The following is a 17,779-nucleotide window of genomic DNA, read 5'->3' on the forward strand; positions in this document are numbered from 1 at the left end:
CGTCCGTGATCCTTTCCTTGACCGACACCTTGCCCGCATCCGCTCCGTCCCGGGTTGCCAGGACGGGGCGGATGTGGGGGAGGATGGCAGGGACCATACGAAGGGAATTCCACGGTGAGCATCGACCCGTCCTCGATTCCGAATTTCGGGGGCCAGCCCGAACCCGAGCCCTCGGGGCCTGAGGGCCCCGTCGTGCCTGACCAGGACCTGGTCAAGCAGCTCCTCGACCAGATGGAGCTGAAGTACGTCGTCGACGAGGAGGGTGACCTCGCCGCTCCGTGGGAGCAGTTCCGCACGTACTTCATGTTCCGGGGCGAGGAGGAGCAGCAGATCTTCTCCGTCCGTACGTTCTACGACCGTGCCCACGGCATCGACGACAAGTCGAAGCTGCTGGAGGCGATCGACGACTGGAACCGCCGGACGCTGTGGCCCAAGGCCTACACCCACACCCACGACGACGGCACGGTCCGTCTGATCGGTGAAGCATCGATGCTGATCGGCACCGGTGTCTCGCTCGAACACTTCGTGTCGAGCACGGTCAGCTGGGTGCGCGCCTCGATCGAATTCGACAAGTGGATCGTCGAGCAGCTCGGCCTCGAAGCCGAGATCGAAGGCGACTCCGACGAGAAGCCGGGCGACGACGAGGCCTGAGCCTCACACGCCGCCACCCCGGCTGCGCGGGCCCCGGAGCTTTCGGCTCCGGGGCCCGCGTCTGTCTGCGGTGGGGCGAGGGCCGGCGGTGCGGGGCGCGGCCCGCGCTTCGGCTCCGGACCCTGGGTGATTCCGCTCCCGGCCGGACTTGATCACTTTCGGTCGCGCATGGAACCGTACGGGGCACATCGCTCGTCCGTATACGCGGAGTTGAGCGGACGCGGAGCCAAGGGGGAGGCCGGCGGTGTCCATCGAACTGCCTGGTGAAGTCGTCTGGATCATGGAGTTGATGGGCCTGGAGTGGCCCGACATCGACGAGGACGAACTGCGGGCCTGGGGCGGGCACGTGCGGGAGTTCGGCCAGGGGTTGAAGGAGTCCCACGACGGGATGGACGGGGCTTTGAAGGGCCTCGCCGACGCCTATGAGGGCGCGTCCTACGACGCCTTGCTCAGCAAGTGGAACCAGGTCTCCGGCGAACACCACGTGGTCCTGGCCAATTGCTGCGAAGTGCTCGCCACGGCACTGGAGGCCGCGGCCGTCGGCGTGGTCGCGGCCAAGGGCGTCGTCATCGCCCAACTCGTCATCACCGCGGTCGAAATGGCGGCCGCGGCCGCCGCGACGGTGGCGACCCTCGGCATCGCGGCGGCCGCCGAGGCGGCGGCCATCGAGGTCGGCAAGCGCATCATCAGAGAGGTCATCCAGGAGATCGAGGACGTCCTCATCGCCGAACTCGTCTCCATGGCGATCGAACCTTTCCAGGCCGAGATCGAGAAGGCCGTCTCCGGTCTCGTCTTCAAGGGCGTCGACGCGGCGCTGGGTGCTGCGGGGGGTGCGGCATGAGCAAGGGGTTCCGGGCGCACCCGGACAATCTGGCGAAGGCGGCGAAGGACGCCCACGGGCATGCGGAGCGGGTGGAACGCCACAGCAGCAATCTGGACTCGAAAACGCGCGGCAGACTGCTCGGCAAGGGCAGGTTCGGGTTGGTCGTGGAGAAGGCGGTCCGCCCGATCATCGATTCCATGATCACCGACATGTCGAAGGCGATGGCCAGGGGGCACCGGTCGATCGGGCACGGGCTGGACATCACCAAGAAGAACATCGACGACGCCGAAGAGGCGATCCGCAAGAACATGCGGCGTCACCACGACGAGCGGGACGCGGTTCACCTGAAGCTCGGCCAGCGGGTGCTGGGCGAGGACGACCTTCGTGACAAGCACAAGAAGCGCGTTGGCGAGCGCGTCGATGACCTCCGCCGGCAGGGTCACGGCCCGCAGCGGCATCTCGATCCGACCGACGACATGCTGAAGGACCGGCTGGGCACACCGACCGGGCCCAAGGACGTGAACGGGGATCTGCTCAAAGACGACGACGGTAATCCGCGCATTGCCCGTCAAGGCGGCTATGTGCAGACCGAAAACAAGATCGACCCAGTGCACGGACCGAACGCCAAGGAGCGGTTGGGGGAGGACGCGCACCTGGATGCGGAGACGGGAAAGAAGCATAAGTGTGATTCCTTCTCCACGGCCTTTGGAGAGGGCCAAGGCGAAGCGTTTATGCATGCCGACGAGCACGCCAGGGGTAGAATTGACGGCGATCGAACGCGAATGCCCAACTCTAACAGGCATGAAGTCGTATTCTCGCCCGAAGATGCCTGGGGACCCGGCGATCACAGTCACAGGTTCCGCGGATTTTACATCGACCCCGACAATCCGATGAATCCCGATAAGAGCATCAACTATAAACCGGTGGACTTTCAGCAGGCGAAGATCAAGGCGATCTATGCACCGGATGGCAACGGTGGACATAAATTGGTGACCATGTTCCCGGAGCCGGTAAGAGTCTTTAACAGGTGAGGTGGGGATGTACTCCAGAAAATTCAGACCGTCGAGTATCCCGCATTTTTTCGCGGAGGTGGGCGGGGTCGGTAAATTCTTCAGGTCCTCCCTCAATATTGAGTTCATCGATGACGTTCCCGTTTACAAGTCGTACATCGTCCGAAACCCTAAATCGCCAGACGCCCGGAATCTGCGCGAGGCGTTGGAGTACTTGCTGCGTGAGCGGTCTGCCACCGTGGAGGACTGGTACGAGCTGACCAGGGTCAATTTCTGGCGCGATGACCTTCTGTACGCCTACCTGCAGGATCTCTACGACTACTTCTACGGTGACCGCAAGGAGCCACCGGAGTCCCCGGATGATGTCCCGCCTCCCGGCTACGAGGTCTGACGCCCCGTCGCGCCGCAGGTTGCTCGTGGGAAGATTGGCCACGCCCGATCGGCTCGAACTCTCGATGGACGGAGTCTCCGTTTCATGACAATGCGCGACGAACTGCCGCCCCGCACCGGCCCGTGGGCGAGCCGTTTCGACTCCGAGGAGGCCATGGTCCGGGCGGACGATGCCCTGCGTGAAGCGGCGCTGAAGAATCACGACCTCTCGCCGGTTCTGCCGTTCGAGGCGGTTTACGGAGAGGGCGAGAACTGCCTGGGAAAGGCCACGGCGATCACCATCGATCCCCGGCGGCCGTACAGTCCCAGCGGTGAAGTGAACTACGTCTACGCGGACTTCTCGACGCGCGGCCTGCTGTACGGGGTGTACCGGCCGGCGCGGGATCTGGAGCGCGAGGACGGGCCGGAGAACGACGCCGACCTGCGGAACACCACGCTCTACCCGTACCCGGGCGGCTACGAGGAAATAGACCCGGTCACCGTCTCGCTGGCCGATATCGGGCTGGACGTCCCCGGTGTCGACCGGCGCCTGGTGAACTTCTGCGCCGGAGTGCTCGGCGTCGAAGCCGTCGATGACCTCGGCATGCTGCGGGAGGTTTTCGACCTGGCCTGGCCCGACTATCAGGACACGATCCGGGCGGGGCTGCGGCACCTCGTGGCGAATGAGCCGCTGACGGTGGCGCAGTGGTTCGGGCTGACCTATGTGCAGTTCCCCGACCAGCGGGAACTGCGGGCCTATCTCGCGCAGGTCTACGCGTACCTCTTCGACGGCTTCGACGCCATGCCGGTCGCCCCTCAGTGACGCGCGGCCCGGAACGCGGGCCCGGGTCCCCGCCGCCCGAGGCGTACTGGACCTGACGGCGGGGGCTTGGGCCGGGGCGCGCTGCGGGGCCTCGGGTCAGAGCTTTTGCAGGCGGTTCGCTGCGTCCCGTAGGACGGACTCCTGTTTGCAGAAGGCGAAGCGGACGTAGGGGGCGCCCTGGTCCTTGTGGTCGTAGAAGACGGCGTTGGGGATGGCGACGACGCCGGCGCGTTCGGGGAGGGTGCGGCAGAAGGCGAAGCCGTCGTCGTGGCCGAGGGGGCGGATGTCGGTGGTGATGAAGTAGGTGCCGGAGGGGCTGAAGACGCCGAAGCCGGCCGCGGTCAGGCCGCGGGCCAGGACGTCGCGCTTGGCGCGCAGGTCGTCGCGCAGCCCGGTGTAGTAGCTGTCGGGGAGGGCGAGCGCCTCGGCGACGGCGTACTGGAACGGTCCGGCGGAGACGTAGGTGAGGAACTGCTTGGCGGAGCGGACGGCGCCGACCAGTTCGGGGGGCGCGGTGACCCAGCCGACCTTCCAGCCGGTGAAGGAGAAGGTCTTGCCCGCCGAGCCGATGGTGACGGTGCGCTCGCGCATCCCGGGGAACGACGCGAGGGGGATGTGCTCGCCCTCGAACACGAGGTGCTCGTAGACCTCGTCGGTGATGACGAGGAGGTCGCGCTCGCGGGCGAGGCGGGCGATCTCGGCGAGCTCCTCGCGGGTCAGCACGGTGCCGGTGGGGTTGTGCGGGGTGTTGAGGAGGATCAGGCGGGTGCGGTCGGTGACGGCGTCGCGCAGTTCGTCCAGGTCGAGGCGGTAGGTGCTGGACGCGGGGTCCGCGCGCAGGGTGACCGGGACGCGGCGGCCGCCCGCCAGCGCGATTCCGGCCGCGTACGAGTCGTAGTACGGCTCCAGCGCGATGACCTCGTCGCCCGGCTCCAGCAGGGCCAGCAGGGAGGCGGCGAGGGCCTCGGTGGCGCCCGCGGTGACCAGGACCTCGGTGTCGGGGTCGTAGGAGAGGCCGAGGTGTCCGTAGAAGCGCTGTTGGTGGGCGGCGACGGCGTGGCGCAGCTCGGGGACGCCGGGGCCGGGCGGGTACTGGTTGCCGCGGCCGTCGCGCAGCGCGCGCACCGCCGCCTCCCTGACCTCTTCGGGGCCGTCGGCGTCGGGGAAGCCCTGGCCGAGGTTGATGGAGCCGGTCCGTACGGCGAGTGCCGACATTTCGGCGAAGATCGTGGTGCCGAATTCGGCGAGGCGGCGGTTCAGCAGCGGTCGGTCCATGGGCGCCATCCTCCGCCGAACCTCTGGAGTTCCTCAACTGTGCTTTGAGACCGCCGGGCCAGGGCATCAGCCCCGCACCAAGGATGCGGACGGCCGTCGACGAGGACGGCCACCGGCGCGGGACGGCGCCGGAACGGCGCACCGGGCGCCGGACGGAGCGGGTGCCTCGCTTCGGGGGAAGAAAGGAATGTGAGGCAGATGGGGATCGTGATTTTCCTGGTGATCTGCGCGGCGGTGATCGGCCTGGTGGCCCTGGCCTCGCGGGGCGGCGCCGGCGGACGGGGTTCCGGCCGCGGCCTCGGCCGGAGCTCGGCCGGTGCGGGCGGCGCCAGCTGGTGGGCCGGTGGTGACGGCGGTTCGAGCCTGGGCGGTGGGCACCACGGTGGGCACCACGGCGGCGGGCACCACGGGGGCGGCGGCTGCGGCGGCGGTTCCTCATGTGGTGGCGGCGGCTGCGGCGGCGGTGGTGGCTGCGGTGGTGGCGGCGGCTCCTGAGCCGACGGTTGCGCCAACTCCACTGGCGCGAAAGGGCTGTTGCTGTGCGCATATGCGTCTGGCGGGTGCTGGTGAACGCATCAACACCCGCTGGACGCTTGGTCGTTGAACAGTTGAACTGCAAGGCCCCCGGGCGGATGGAAACCCGGAGAAGATGGGTAAAAGCGCTGTGGGCGGCAGGGCTTTCATGATTCCCTCTCCCTGGAGAATCCCCCACGTTCTCCGTTCCCGCGTGGGCACGAGCCGGCAGGCATTCGGACATTTCCAGGCCTTCAACGGGCGGGCCGGCCCACCATTCCACTGCGTGCTTGCGGAGCCGACCCATGCTCACCACTTTGCAGACGGCGTACACCGATACCCGTGCCTCCGATCTGGCCTGGGCGCTGGGCAGGGAACCCCTGCCGGCCCTCGCCGTGCTCGATCTCGAACTCCACGGCGCACAACTGCAGTTGAGGCTGCTCGGCGCCTCTCACCAGGTGCTTCTCGAAGAGGAGCGCGGCACTTGCTCCGAAACCGTCGCCTGTATGCCGGGCAGCAGCACGCCGCTGCCGCTGGGCGTGGCGAAGCAGCTCGGCGACTGGGAATACGAGTTCGCGGCCCATGTGGAGACGCTGTCGCGCGGCTCGTTCGCGGGGCGGGCGCAGGAACTGCTCGCGCTGGTGGCCGAGCATCCGCACGGCCTCGCCGGGACGTTCCCCGGTTCGCCGCACGCCTTCACCGCGATGCTGGCGCAGTGCCAGCAGGGGCAGGTGCGCTGGCGGACCTGGCACGCGTACCCCCAGGAGGGCCGGTTGGTGGCCACCCGTACCCGCGTGGGCGTACGGGCGGCGGTCGCGGCGGTCTAGTCGGGGCCGGCGAAGGGGACCGGTCCGGTCGGCGGGACGGTGTGGGGGCCTGGGCGGCGCGAGGGGCGTGCGGGCGGGTTGTGCGCCGGGGTGTGGATGTCCGGCGGGGCGTGGGTGGTGTGGAGTGTGCGGTCGGGGCGGCCGGCGGGGCGTGGAGATGTGCCGCGCGCCCCTCGCGAGGGCCGTGCCGCGACCGGCGCGTGCAGCGGGCAGACTGCACCCGTGTGAGTGACAGAGGGCCACGGAATCGTCACGTAGCGTTCACTTTATGATCGACCCGCCAGAGCCCGTCCTCACCGGCGTCCCCGGGCCGCCGGAGGCCATGACACCGGCGCGCCTGCCCGTGCCGGCCGGGCCCGGCCGGCTGCTCGTCCTCGCCGTCGTCTTCGTCTGCGCCGCCTGCGGCCTGGTCTACGAACTCGAACTGGTCGCGCTGGCCACCTACCTGGTCGGCGACTCCGTCACCCAGGCGTCGATCGTGCTGTCCGTCATGGTCTTCGCGATGGGCGTCGGCGCGCTGCTCGCCAAGCGGATGCGCTGCCGGGCGGCGGTCGGCTTCGGCGCGGTCGAGGCCGGCCTGGCGCTGGTCGGCGGCAGCTCCGCGATGGCGCTCTACGCCTGCTTCGCCTGGTTCGGCCAGTCCCGCTCCGCGCTCGTCGGCTTCTCCCTGGCCATCGGCATCCTGATCGGCGCCGAGGTGCCGCTGCTGATGACGCTGATCCAGCGGGTGCGCCGGCAGGACGCGGGCGGCGCGGTCGCCGACCTCTTCGCCGCCGACTACGTCGGCGCGCTCGTCGGGGGCCTGGCCTTCCCCTTCCTGCTGCTGCCGGGCTTCGGCCAGCTGACCGGTGCCCTGCTCACCGGCGGGGTCAACGCGGTGGCCGGCGCCGTGCTGGTGCTGTGGCTCTTCCGCGACGATCTGAGCGCCCGCGCCCGCTGGACGCTGCTGGCCGCCAATGCCGTGGTCCTCGCGCTGCTGGCCGCGGGGGTGCTGCTGGCCGCGCCGTTCGAACGGGCCGCGCGGCAGGCGGTGTACGGCTCCTCGGCGCGGGTCGCGGTGCAGACCGGCATCCAGGAGGTGGTGATGACCGGCGGCACGGGCGCCGGAGGCGGTGCGGGGCGGGGGAGGAAAGGTTTAGGCGGACCGCTGGCGCTCTATCTGGACGGCCGGCTCCGGGTCAGCGCGGAGACCGAGTACCGCTACCACGAGGCGCTGGTGCATCCGGCGATGGCGGGCGGGCCGCACGGCCGGGTGCTGGTCCTCGGCGGCGGCGACGGCCTCGCGGTGCGCGAGATCCTGCGCCACCGCGCGGTCCGCTCGGTCACCGTCGTCGAACTCGACCCCGGTGTCCTGCGGCTCGCGCGCACCGACCCCGGTCTCTCCCGCCTCAACCACCACTCGCTCCTCGATCCACGGGTGCGGGTGGTGACCGCCGACGCCTTCGACTGGCTGCGGCAGCAGGGCCTGCGCGGCCGCGGCCGGCGGGAGGCGCCGTACGACGTCATCGTCTCCGACCTCCCCGACCCGGGCATCGCCGCGAGCACCAAGCTCTACTCGCAGGAGTTCTACGGCCTCGCGGGACGCATGCTGGCGCCCGAGGGGCGGCTGGTGGTGCACGCCGGGCCGCCGGTCGAACGGGCGCGTCTGTACTGGACGGTGGACGCGACGGTCCGGTCGGTGGGCCTGGAGACGGTGCCGTACCGCCTGGCCGGCCGGCCCGCGTCGTTCTACGGCGGCCCGGACCGCGCGGCCCGTCCCCTTCCGCCGGTGGACGCCGAGGTGCCCGCCGCCGCGCCGTTGGCCGGCGGGGGCCGCTACTGGGGCTTCGTGCTGGCCGCCCGGCACCGCCCGCGGTTCGGCCTGGCGTCCGATGCGCCGCCGCCGGCCGGTCTCACCCGCGCGGAGCTGCAGGCCGGCCGGCGTGGGGAGGCCCGCGACCGGATGTCCGGGCTGCCGCCGTCGACGCTGATACATCCGCGCTATCTCGGCTGATCCGTGCGGCCTCGACCGGGCGGGCCGGTGCGGGGGGCCGGTGCAGCGCGGGGCCGGGGTTGCCGCGCAGAAAGTCTGTGTGCGCGGGCACGGGGTGCGGGGGCGCTGGGTAGGCTCCTATGCCATGGAGCATGAGGTGTACGTTCCGTTTCCCGTCGGGACCGTGCGGCAGGCGCTGACCGAGCCGGAGCGGGTGGCGCGCTGTGTCCCGGGAGTCCAGCTCGACGCCGACGCGGCCCCCCGGACGCCGGCCGGCCGGCTGCGGCTGCGTGTCGGAAGCTCCACCATCACCTACCGCGGGACGCTGACGGTCGGCGCGGCCGCGGACGACGGACCGGACGACGACGGCGCCGCGGTGACCGTCGAGGCGAAGGGCACCGAGGTACGGGGCGACGGATCGGTCACGGTGACCCTGGCCGTACGCCTCTCCCCGGCCACCGAGCCCGGCCCCGGTACGACGCTGGCCTGCTCCGGCACGGTCCACGGCGACGGCCGGATCGCCGAGGCCGGCGACCAGTCCGCCGCCTCCGCCGGCCGCCGGCTGCTCGACCGCTTCGCGGACAACCTCGCGGCCGACCTGCGCCGGCGGCCGACGGCCGGGCAGGCCGGCGAGGACACCACGGACGGCGGTCCGGCGGAGAGCGGTCCGGCGGATGGTGCGGCCGGTGCCTCCGGGCCGGATGCGGCCGACGACGGGGCGACGCCGGCGACTCCGGGCCGCGACGCGGACGCGGAAGCAGCGGCGGACGGCGACGGGGCCGAGGGCGTCGAGGACCTCGGTGCGGGCGACGCCGGGGACGCGTTCCACGCGGCGCGTGCCCCGCACCCCGAGCACGCCTACGGCCATGACGCGGACGGCCTCGCCCCCGCCGAGGCCGCGCACGCCCGCCGGACGATGATCGGGCGCAGCGCGGAGGAGGTCGATCACGCGCCGCCGCGCGGACGGTACGCGCCGGTGCCCGCGCCCGAGCCGGGCGGCACCTCGGCGGCCCTGCGCTGGGCGGCGCCCGCCGCCGCGGTGGTGCTGGCGTCCGCCGTGGTCGTCGGCCGGGTGCTGCGCCGGCGGCGCTGACCCCGCAGGCCGCCGGCCGCCCGCGCCCCGTCCCGGCGTCCCGCGCCGGGCGCCGGCGCACCGTTAGGGTCGGTCCCGTGAGTACCGACGAGACCACGCAGAGCGCAGCGTCCGCACCGGCGTCCCCCGGCGTACGACTGGCCGCGGGGGACACCGAAGTGACCGTCCGTCCGGACAACGGCTGCCGGATCGCCGGCCTGCGCGTCGGCGGTACGGAGCTGCTGCGGCAGGGCGACAAGTACGGCTGTTTCCCGATGGTCCCGTGGTGCGGCCGGATCGCGCACGGGCAGTTCCGCAACGGGGGCGAGCTGCACCAGATGCCGCTCAACGCCGCGCCGCACGCCATCCACGGCACCGGCCGCGACCTGCGCTGGCGGACCGCGCGGGCGAGCGCGACGGAAGCGGTCTTCACCTACGATCTCGCCGATCCGGCGGCGCCCTGGCCGTATCCCGGGCGGGTGACCCAGCTCGTGGAGCTGGCCGCGGACGGCGGCTCGCTCACCCTCACCCTGTGCGTCGAGGCGACCGGCGACTCGTTCCCGGCGCAGGCCGGATGGCACCCCTGGTTCCTGCGGAACCTCGGCGAGGGGGGCGAGGACGTCCGTCTCGACTTCACCCCCGAGTGGCAGGAGGAGCGGGGCGACGACCACCTCCCGACCGGCCGGCGCATTCCGCCGCGGCCGGGGCCCTGGGACGACTGCTTCGGGATGCCGCAAGGGGTCGGTGCCACCCTCACCTGGCCGGGCCGGCTGGAGCTGGCGGTCGCCAGCCGCGCCGAGTGGGCCGTGGTCTACGACGAGCAGGAGGCCGCGGTCTGTGTCGAGCCGCAGTCCGGCCCGCCGAACGGTCTCAACACCCTGCCGCGCCTGGTCACCCCCATCGACCCGCTGGAGATCTCCATGACCTGGAGCTGGCGGAGCCCGGCGGGGGACACCGCCTGAGGGCCGCCTCGTGCGCCTGCGGGGGCCTGCCGGGCAGCCCGTAAGCTCGTGCGCATGAGTGACGACGTGCGCGGCGAGCTGCTGCAGCAGATCAAGGACAAGGCCGTGGTGCACGGCAAGGTGACGCTTTCCTCCGGCAAGGAGGCCGACTACTACATCGACCTGCGCCGGATCACCCTGGACGGCCAGGCCGCGCCGCTGGTCGGCCGGCTGATGCTGGAGCTGACCGCCGATCTCGACTACGACGCGGTCGGCGGGCTGACGCTCGGTGCCGACCCGGTCGCGACCTCGATGTTGCACGCCTCCGCCGCGCGCGGCGGCCGGCTGGACGCCTTCGTGGTCCGCAAGGCGCAGAAGGCGCACGGTATGCAGCGCCGTATCGAGGGTCCGGACATCGCGGGCCGCCGGGTCCTGATCGTCGAGGACACCTCCACCACCGGTGGCTCCCCGCTGACCGCCGTCGAGGCGGCGCGCGAGGCGGGCGCCGAGGTCGTGGCGGTGGCGACGATCGTGGACCGGGGTGCCGCGTCGGCCATCGCGGACGCCGGGCTCCCCTATCTCACCGGCTACCAGCTCGGCGACCTCGGCCTCGGCTGACCTCGGGGGCCGACGGGCCGACGGGCCGACGGGGCGACGGACCGATGGGCCGCGCGGAATCGGGAAAGCGGCGCTGAACTGCGGCTTTGCCGAGGGGCGGCTGGTTTCACGTGAAACCGGCCGCCCACACTGCGGGACGGCCGGGCGCGGAATGTGGAGCAATTCGCCGAGTCTGGGAAGATGTGCTCGGCGAAGTCCTCGCCCCCTGGTCAGGGCCAAGAAAAGCACACCCGCATACCTGAAGGAGCGGACAGATGCCCATCGCAACCCCCGAGGTCTACAACGAGATGCTTGACCGGGCGAAGGCAGGAAAGTTCGCCTACCCGGCCATCAACGTCACCTCGACGCAGACGCTGCACGCCGCGCTGCGTGGGTTCGCCGAGGCGCAGAGCGACGGCATCATCCAGATCTCCACCGGTGGTGCGGAGTTCCTGGGCGGCCAGTACAACAAGGACATGGTGACCGGCGCCGTCGCGCTCGCCGAGTTCGCACACGTCGTCGCCGAGAAGTACGACGTCACCGTCGCGCTGCACACCGACCACTGCCCCAAGGACAAGCTCGACGGCTACGTCCGTCCGCTGCTGGACATCTCCGCGGAGCGCGTCGCCAAGGGCCAGAACCCGCTGTTCCAGTCCCACATGTGGGACGGCTCGGCCGAGAACCTGGCCGACAACCTGGCCATCGGCCAGGAGCTGCTCGCCAAGGCCGCCGCCGCCAAGATCATCCTTGAGGTCGAGATCACCCCGACCGGTGGCGAGGAGGACGGCGTCACCCACGAGATCAACGACGAGCTCTACACCACGGTCGACGACGCGCTGCGCACCGCCGAGGCGCTGGGCCTGGGGGAGAAGGGCCGCTACCTGCTCGCCGCCTCCTTCGGCAACGTCCACGGCGTCTACAAGCCGGGCAACGTCGTGCTCCGCCCCGAGCTGCTGAAGGACCTGCAGGAGGGCGTCGGCGCCAAGTACGGCAAGACCGCCCCCTTCGACTTCGTCTTCCACGGCGGCTCCGGCTCCACCCCGGAGGAGATCGCCACCGCGCTGGAGAACGGCGTGGTCAAGATGAACCTGGACACCGACACCCAGTACGCCTTCTCCCGCCCGGTCGCGGACCACATGTTCCGCAACTACGACGGCGTGCTGAAGGTCGACGGCGAGGTCGGCAACAAGAAGGCCTACGACCCGCGCAGCTGGGGCAAGCTCGCCGAGGCCGGGATGGCCCAGCGGGTCGCCCAGGCCTGCGAGAACCTGCGCTCCACCGGCACCAAGATCAAGTAACCGCGGGCCGGCCGCCCGGCCGGCTCCGTTGGGCAGAAGGCTCCGCATCCCCGGGATGCGGAGCCTTCCGCGTGCCCGGGGCCGTCGGCGCGTGCCCGGACCCGTGGGTCGCCGGATGCCTCAGGGCGGGCGAGCGGCTGCGGATGCGGGCATGCTCGCGGTATGAGCGAACCGCGCGCGCCCGGCGGGGTCCGGCTGGCCTCGGCACAGGGACGGTGGGTGCTGGCGACGGCCGTGCTGGGGTCAGGCATGGCGATGCTCGACAGCACCGTCGTCAATGTCGCCCTGCCCAGGATCGGCGAGGACCTCAACGCGGATCTGGCGGTCCTGCAGTGGACCGTCACCGCCTACATGCTCACCCTCTCCTCGCTGATCCTGCTGGGCGGCGCCCTCGGCGACCGCTTCGGCCGCCGGCGGGTGTTCGTCATCGGGGTGGTGTGGTTCGCCGCGGCCTCGCTGCTGTGCGGGCTCGCGCCGGACGACGGGGTGCTGATCGCGGCCCGCGCGCTGCAGGGCGTCGGCGGGGCGCTGCTGACCCCCGGTTCGCTGGCCCTGATCCAGGCCGTCTTCCACCCCGACGACCGGGCGCGGGCGGTCGGCGCCTGGTCGGGGCTGGGCGGGGTGGCCGCGGCGGTCGGCCCGTTCATCGGGGGCTGGCTGGTGGACGGCGCCGGGTGGCGCTGGGTGTTCTTCCTGAACGTGCCGCTGGCGGCGGTGTGCGTTCCGGTGGCGCTGCGGCACGTCCCCGAGACCCGGGAGCGTGACGCCCGCGAGCGCGGCGGCTTCGATGTGCGGGGCGCGGTGCTGGGGGCGCTGGCGCTGGCCGGGGTGACCTATGCGCTGATCGCCGCGCCGGGCGGGGGCGCCGGGGCCGGCGTGCTCGTGCCCGCGGTGGCCGGGGTGCTGCTCGGGGTGCTCTTCGTCCACGTCGAGCGGCGGAGCCCGGACCCGATGCTGCCGCCGGCCATCTTCGGCATCCGGCTGTTCTCGGCGGTCAACGCCGTGACGGTGTGCGTCTACGCCGCGTTCGGCGGGTTCTTCTTCCTGGCCGTGCTCCAGCTCCAGGTCGTGGTCGGGTACTCGGCGCTGCAGGCCGGTACCGCGCTGCTGCCCACCACGCTGCTGATGCTGCTGCTGTCGGCCCGCTCCGGGCAGCTGGGGCAGCGCATCGGGCCGCGCGTTCCGCTCACCGTCGGCCCGCTGCTGTGTGCCGGCGGGATGCTGCTGATGCTGCGGGTCGGCCGGGGCGCCTCGTACGTCACCGACGTGCTGCCCGCGCTGGTGGTGCTGGGCGCGGGGATGGTGACGCTGGTCGCGCCGCTCACCTCGACCGTGCTGGCGTCGGTGGACGTGGACCGGGCGGGCCTGGCCAGCGGCATCAACAACGCGGCGGCGCGGGCGGCGAGCCTGATGGCGGTGGCCGCGCTGCCACTGCTGGCGGGCATCGGCCCGGAGGCATACCGGTCGGCGGCCGAGTTCGGCGCGGCCTTCCGGCGGGCCATGCCGCTGTGCGCGGGCATCCTGGTGATCGGCGCGCTGATCGCCCTGCTGACCGTGCGCACCAACGTCCTGCGCCCCGAGGCGGGCGCCGAGGAGCCGTGCCACGCGGAGACGACCTACCACTGCGGGGTGAGCGCGCCGCCGCTGGACCCGGGCGAGGCCACGGCCCCCAGGCCGGTGCTGCCGCCGCCGGGAGGCAGGGGACCGGGGCGGCCGGCCGAGGGGACCTGAGGGGCCGCGGTGGCCTCCGGGGGAGCGGCCGGCGGCGGGGAAGAAGCCCGCGCGACCGGGCCCGAGGGTCTCCGAGCCCCCCGAGATCCCCGCGGGCCCTGGTGGGGGCGGTCGCCGGCCCGTGTCCGCCGCCCGTCCCGCCGTACCACCGGGCGCATGATCCCGGCTGCCCCCCACCCGTCCCGCACGACCAGGCAGACTGGGAACCATGGCCATTCACGAGAACCTGCTCGGGGGACCGCCCCCGACCCATCTGCCCGACGACCCCGAGCCGCGCGAGCTGCTCGCCGCCGGCACGGCGCCGTCCGACGTCGCCGCGAAGTACCCGACCTCCTCCCTGGCCTGGGCCCAGCTCGCGGACGACGCCTTCGAACAGGGCCGGGTCGTCGAGTCGTACGCCTACGCCCGCACCGGCTACCACCGCGGGCTGGACGCGCTGCGCCGGGCCGGCTGGAAGGGCCACGGCCCGGTGCCCTTCGAGCACGAGCCCAACCGCGGCTTCCTGCGGGCGCTGCACGCCCTCGCCCGCGCCGCCCAGGCGATCGGCGAGCAGGAGGAGTACGAGCGCTGCGCGGCCTTCCTGCGGGACTCCTCGCCGACCGCGGCCGACACCCTCACCTGAGGCGTCACCGGTTCTCCCCGCGCCGGGGCGGGACCGACGGGCCGGCCGCGTGCTCTCGCGGTCGGCCCTTGCGCGCTCGCCCGCGGGCACGGATGATTTCCAGTGGGCCGGGTCATCCCGCGCCCGAGGGGACCGGGGCTCCCGAGCCGACGAGGAAGGGGCGGACCGCTACCCGGTAGTTCGCACTTGAGGAGTCCCTCATGTCGCAGCCGTCTCCCGTCGGCCCCGTCGAGAGCATGCCGACCGCCCCCGCGCCGGGCCTCGCACCGGCCGCCGAGCCCGACCCGCCGTTCGCCCCGGACCTCAGCATCGGCAGCAGCAGTACGACCCCGTACGAGGACTACGTCCAGGCGGACGTCCTCACCCACCTGCAGCACCCGCTCTCCGACGACCCCGGCGAGATGGTCTTCCTGGTCACCACCCAGGTCATGGAGCTGTGGTTCACGGTCATCGTCCATGAGTGGAGCACCGCCGCCGAGGCGCTGCGCCGCGACGACCTGCCGGTGGCGATGGCGGCGCTGGGCCGCTCCATCCACGAGCTGGAGGCGCTGAACGCCGCCTGGAAGCCGCTCGCCCGGCTGACGCCCGCGCAGTTCAACTCCTACCGCAGCGCGCTCGGCGAGGGCTCCGGCTTCCAGTCGGCGATGTACCGGCGGCTGGAGTTCCTGCTGGGCGAGAAGTCCGCGTCGATGCTGGTGCCGCACCGCGGCGCCCCGCGCGAGCACGCCGAACTCGAAAAGGCCCTCCAGGAGCCGAGCCTGTGGGACGAGGTGCTGCGGCTGCTGGCCCGCCGCGGCCACGCCGTGCCCGAGGCCGTGCTCCGGCGGGACCCGGCGCTGCGCTACGAGGCGGACCCGGCCGTGGAGGAGGTCTGGTCCGCGGTCTACGCCGGGTCGCAGGAGTCCGACCTCGTCCGGCTCGGCGAGGTGCTGACCGATGTCGCCGAGCTGGTCTGGCGCTGGCGCAACGACCATCTGGTCGCGACCCGGCGGGCCATGGGCGCGAAGGTGGGGACCGCCGGCTCCGCGGGGGTGGCCTGGCTGGAGAAGCGGGCCCGCAAGAACGTCTTCCCCGAGCTGTGGACGGCGCGCAGCCATGTCTGAGACCCCCGGGTTCCCCGCCGGCGCCGGCTCGCACGAGCCCTCCGGGGCCCGCCGACTGGCCGCCCGCGCCGCCGCCCTGGACGCCGCCGACCCGCTCGCCGCGGTCCGCGACCGCTTCGTCCTGGACGCCGCGCCCGACCACGCCTCCGGCGACGCCGCCGTCTACCTCGACGGCAACTCCCTGGGCGCGCTGCCCCGTACGGTCGCCGGCCGGGTCGCCGATGTCATCGCCCGCGAGTGGGGCGAGCTGCGCATCCGGTCCTGGACCGAATCGAGCTGGTGGACCGCGCCCGAGCGGGTCGGCGACAAGATCGCCCCGCTGATCGGGGCGGCACCGGGCCAGGTGGTGGTCGGCGACTCGACCAGCGTCAACCTCTTCAAGGCCGTGGTCGGCGGCGTCCGGATGGCCGGCAAGGGCTGTACGGAGATCCTCGTCGACGCCACGACCTTCCCCACCGACGGCTACATCGCCCGCTCGGCGGCCCGGATGACGGGCCTGGCGGTGCGCCCGGTCGAGCCCGCGCGGATAGCCGACGAGGTCACCGAGCGGACGGCGCTGGCGCTGGTCAACCACGTCGACTACCGCACCGGCCGGCTCAACGACCTGCCCGGCATCACCCACGCCCTGCACTCCGCGGGCGCGCTCGCCGTCTGGGACCTGTGCCACAGCGCCGGCGCCCTGCCGGTCGGCCTCGACGCGCACCACGTCGACCTCGCCGTCGGCTGCACGTACAAGTACCTCAACGGCGGCCCGGGGGCGCCCGCCTTCCTCTACGTCCGCGAGAGCCTCCAGGAGCGGTTCGAGTCGCCTCTGCCGGGCTGGAACTCGCACGCCGACCCGTTCGCCATGGACCCCGCCTACGCCCCCGCCGAGGGCATCGCGCGCGGCCGGGTCGGCACCCCCGACATCCTGTCGCTGCTCGCGCTGGAGGCGGCGCTGGAGGTCTGGGACGGGGTGTCCGTCGACGCCGTCCGCACCAAGAGCCTGGCGCTGACCGACTTCTTCCTGGAGTGCGTGGGCGCCTATGTGCCGCCGGACCGGGCCCGCTCCGTCACGCCGTACGACCACCGGCGGCGCGGCAGCCAGGTGTCGCTGGAGTGCTCTCCCAAGCTCTCCGCCTCGGCCGAGCAGCAGGGCACCCCGACCGCCGGCGAGGTGATGGACGAGCTGATCCGGCGCGGGGTGGTCGGCGACTTCCGCCGGCCCGACGTGCTGCGCTTCGGCTTCACCCCGCTCTACACCTCCTTCGCGGACGCGGAGCGCGCGGCCCGGGTGCTCGGCGAGGTGCTGGGGGCGCTGCCCGAGGTCGGGACCGGGGCGGCCGGGACCGGCGGGTGAGCGCCGCGGACGAGGAGGCGGCGCTGCTGGGGCTCGCCCCGGTGGCGCCGGACCGGACGGTGGCGTACGGGCCGCATCCGGACCAGCTCGTCGACCTGTACGTGCCGCGGGCGGTCGGCGGCGCACCGACGGCGCCGGCCGGTCCGCGGGTCGTCCTCCTGCACGGCGGCTTCTGGCGCGCGGCGTACGACCGCCGCCATCTGTCGCCGCTCGCCGCCGCCCTCGCCGCGCGGGGCCTGCCGGTCGCGCTCGCCGAGTACCGCAGGGTCGGGGCGGGCGGCGGGGCGCCCGCGACGTTCGAGGACGTCGCGGCGGGTCTCGCGGCGGCGGTGCGCGCGCTGCCCGGGGACGGGGCGCCGGTCCTGGCGGGGCACTCCGCGGGCGGCCACCTCGCGCTGCTCGCCGCCGCCGGACCCGGCGCCCCCGTGAGCCGGGTCCTGGCCGTCTCGCCGGTCGCCGACCTCGCCCGCGCCCATGCGCTGGGCCTGAGCGGCGGCGCGGTCGCCGAGCTGCTCGGCGACGGGACCGGCCTCGCGGAGCGCCTCGCCGCGGCCGACCCGGCGCGCCGTCCGCCGTCCGCGGTCCCGGTCACGATCCTGCACGGCACCGACGACGGGGACGTCCCCCTGGAACTCTCCCGCCGCTACGCCGCGCACCGCCCCGGCACGGAGCTGCACGAGCTGCCCGGCGTCGGTCACTACGCCCCCGTCACCCCCGGCAGCCCCAGCTGTCACACGCTGTTCCGTCACCTGCTCGCACCCCGTAGTACTTGAGGCGGACACCGGCAGATCCCCACTGATGGGGACGCCCTGA

Annotated in this window: 18 protein-coding genes; 17 read left to right on the forward strand and 1 reads right to left on the reverse strand. The window is 72.7% G+C overall.

The features are described from left to right. Positions 1–114: 114 nt before the first annotated feature. The 5 genes from K7396_RS19110 (at position 115) to K7396_RS19130 (ending at position 3,676) form a co-directional block, all read left to right on the forward strand. A complete protein-coding gene (locus tag K7396_RS19110; protein ID WP_086718879.1) occupies positions 115–651 on the forward strand; it encodes a YbjN domain-containing protein in 537 nt (178 codons plus the stop codon). Positions 652–895: 244 nt separating this feature from the next. Then, complete coding sequence (locus K7396_RS19115; RefSeq protein WP_086718875.1) at positions 896–1,492, forward strand: WXG100 family type VII secretion target; 597 nt, start codon at positions 896–898, stop codon at positions 1,490–1,492. After that, positions 1,489–2,505 carry a hypothetical protein gene (locus K7396_RS19120; RefSeq protein WP_086718874.1) on the forward strand — a complete coding sequence of 339 codons (1,017 nt, stop codon included), beginning with the start codon at positions 1,489–1,491 and terminating at the stop codon, positions 2,503–2,505. The genes K7396_RS19115 and K7396_RS19120 overlap by 4 nt, the downstream gene beginning before the upstream one ends. A gap of 184 nt (positions 2,506–2,689) precedes the next feature. Then, on the forward strand, positions 2,690–2,875 hold the full coding sequence (locus K7396_RS19125) for a hypothetical protein (protein WP_223660089.1): 186 nt from the start codon (positions 2,690–2,692) through the stop codon (positions 2,873–2,875). Positions 2,876–2,959: 84 nt separating this feature from the next. Next, complete coding sequence (locus K7396_RS19130) at positions 2,960–3,676, forward strand: hypothetical protein (RefSeq protein ID WP_086718872.1); 717 nt, start codon at positions 2,960–2,962, stop codon at positions 3,674–3,676. A gap of 96 nt (positions 3,677–3,772) precedes the next feature. Here the strand turns inward: K7396_RS19130 and K7396_RS19135 are convergent, their stop codons facing one another. After that, the gene (locus K7396_RS19135; RefSeq protein ID WP_086718870.1) at positions 3,773–4,951 is read right to left on the reverse strand and encodes a pyridoxal phosphate-dependent aminotransferase; all 1,179 of its coding nucleotides are present in this window, start codon (positions 4,949–4,951) and stop codon (positions 3,773–3,775) included. Between the two features lie 198 nt (positions 4,952–5,149). Between K7396_RS19135 and K7396_RS35695 the strand changes: the two genes are divergently transcribed. The 12 genes from K7396_RS35695 (at position 5,150) to K7396_RS19195 (ending at position 17,739) form a co-directional block, all read left to right on the forward strand. Next, entirely contained in the window at positions 5,150–5,446 is a 297-nt protein-coding gene (locus tag K7396_RS35695) for a hypothetical protein (RefSeq protein WP_086718869.1), read from the forward strand. A 323-nt stretch (positions 5,447–5,769) separates the two neighbouring features. Next, entirely contained in the window at positions 5,770–6,291 is a 522-nt protein-coding gene (locus K7396_RS19145; protein WP_152104800.1) for a DUF2617 family protein, read from the forward strand. A 268-nt stretch (positions 6,292–6,559) separates the two neighbouring features. Continuing rightward, positions 6,560–8,284, forward strand: a complete 1,725-nt coding sequence (locus K7396_RS19150; protein WP_152104801.1) for a polyamine aminopropyltransferase — start codon at positions 6,560–6,562, stop codon at positions 8,282–8,284. A 124-nt stretch (positions 8,285–8,408) separates the two neighbouring features. Next, positions 8,409–9,356, forward strand: a complete 948-nt coding sequence (locus K7396_RS19155; RefSeq protein WP_152104802.1) for an SRPBCC domain-containing protein — start codon at positions 8,409–8,411, stop codon at positions 9,354–9,356. 77 nt (positions 9,357–9,433) lie between these two features. Beyond that, positions 9,434–10,297: an aldose epimerase family protein gene (locus K7396_RS19160; RefSeq protein ID WP_086717226.1), complete on the forward strand. Its 864-nt coding sequence runs from the start codon at positions 9,434–9,436 to the stop codon at positions 10,295–10,297. Positions 10,298–10,351: 54 nt separating this feature from the next. Then, entirely contained in the window at positions 10,352–10,894 is a 543-nt protein-coding gene (pyrE, locus tag K7396_RS19165; RefSeq protein ID WP_086717225.1) for an orotate phosphoribosyltransferase, read from the forward strand. Between the two features lie 254 nt (positions 10,895–11,148). Then, the gene (gene fbaA, locus K7396_RS19170; RefSeq protein ID WP_086717224.1) at positions 11,149–12,171 is read left to right on the forward strand and encodes a class II fructose-bisphosphate aldolase; all 1,023 of its coding nucleotides are present in this window, start codon (positions 11,149–11,151) and stop codon (positions 12,169–12,171) included. Positions 12,172–12,333: 162 nt separating this feature from the next. Beyond that, the gene (locus K7396_RS19175) at positions 12,334–13,902 is read left to right on the forward strand and encodes an MFS transporter (RefSeq protein WP_086717223.1); all 1,569 of its coding nucleotides are present in this window, start codon (positions 12,334–12,336) and stop codon (positions 13,900–13,902) included. Between the two features lie 208 nt (positions 13,903–14,110). Then, positions 14,111–14,524, forward strand: coding sequence for a DUF3151 domain-containing protein (locus tag K7396_RS19180; protein ID WP_086717222.1), 414 nt, complete (start codon positions 14,111–14,113; stop codon positions 14,522–14,524). A gap of 200 nt (positions 14,525–14,724) precedes the next feature. Beyond that, entirely contained in the window at positions 14,725–15,627 is a 903-nt protein-coding gene (locus tag K7396_RS19185; RefSeq protein ID WP_086717221.1) for a tryptophan 2,3-dioxygenase family protein, read from the forward strand. After that, a complete protein-coding gene (gene kynU, locus K7396_RS19190) occupies positions 15,620–16,966 on the forward strand; it encodes a kynureninase (protein ID WP_086717220.1) in 1,347 nt (448 codons plus the stop codon). Before K7396_RS19185 ends, kynU begins: the two co-directional genes overlap by 8 nt. Further along, positions 16,963–17,739 carry an alpha/beta hydrolase gene (locus tag K7396_RS19195; RefSeq protein WP_086717219.1) on the forward strand — a complete coding sequence of 259 codons (777 nt, stop codon included), beginning with the start codon at positions 16,963–16,965 and terminating at the stop codon, positions 17,737–17,739. The genes kynU and K7396_RS19195 overlap by 4 nt, the downstream gene beginning before the upstream one ends. Positions 17,740–17,779: the final 40 nt, after the last annotated feature.

Origin of the sequence: Streptomyces angustmyceticus (assembly GCF_019933235.1) — a bacterium.
GTDB lineage: Bacteria > Actinomycetota > Actinomycetes > Streptomycetales > Streptomycetaceae > Streptomyces > Streptomyces angustmyceticus.

What these genes read in the sequence shown, in the direction of transcription:
- K7396_RS19120 (WP_086718874.1), top strand. Translation starts at nt 1,489, where the DNA reads ATGAGCAAGGGGTTCCGGGCGCACCCGGACAATCTGGCGAAGGCGGCG.
- K7396_RS19130 (WP_086718872.1), top strand. Translation starts at nt 2,960, where the DNA reads ATGACAATGCGCGACGAACTGCCGCCCCGCACCGGCCCGTGGGCGAGC.
- K7396_RS19135 (WP_086718870.1), bottom strand. Translation starts at nt 4,951, where the DNA reads ATGGACCGACCGCTGCTGAACCGCCGCCTCGCCGAATTCGGCACCACG.
- K7396_RS35695 (WP_086718869.1), top strand. Translation starts at nt 5,150, where the DNA reads ATGGGGATCGTGATTTTCCTGGTGATCTGCGCGGCGGTGATCGGCCTG.
- K7396_RS19145 (WP_152104800.1), top strand. Translation starts at nt 5,770, where the DNA reads ATGCTCACCACTTTGCAGACGGCGTACACCGATACCCGTGCCTCCGAT.
- K7396_RS19150 (WP_152104801.1), top strand. Translation starts at nt 6,560, where the DNA reads ATGATCGACCCGCCAGAGCCCGTCCTCACCGGCGTCCCCGGGCCGCCG.
- K7396_RS19155 (WP_152104802.1), top strand. Translation starts at nt 8,409, where the DNA reads ATGGAGCATGAGGTGTACGTTCCGTTTCCCGTCGGGACCGTGCGGCAG.
- pyrE (WP_086717225.1), top strand. Translation starts at nt 10,352, where the DNA reads ATGAGTGACGACGTGCGCGGCGAGCTGCTGCAGCAGATCAAGGACAAG.
- fbaA (WP_086717224.1), top strand. Translation starts at nt 11,149, where the DNA reads ATGCCCATCGCAACCCCCGAGGTCTACAACGAGATGCTTGACCGGGCG.
- K7396_RS19175 (WP_086717223.1), top strand. Translation starts at nt 12,334, where the DNA reads ATGAGCGAACCGCGCGCGCCCGGCGGGGTCCGGCTGGCCTCGGCACAG.
- K7396_RS19180 (WP_086717222.1), top strand. Translation starts at nt 14,111, where the DNA reads ATGGCCATTCACGAGAACCTGCTCGGGGGACCGCCCCCGACCCATCTG.
- K7396_RS19185 (WP_086717221.1), top strand. Translation starts at nt 14,725, where the DNA reads ATGTCGCAGCCGTCTCCCGTCGGCCCCGTCGAGAGCATGCCGACCGCC.
- kynU (WP_086717220.1), top strand. Translation starts at nt 15,620, where the DNA reads ATGTCTGAGACCCCCGGGTTCCCCGCCGGCGCCGGCTCGCACGAGCCC.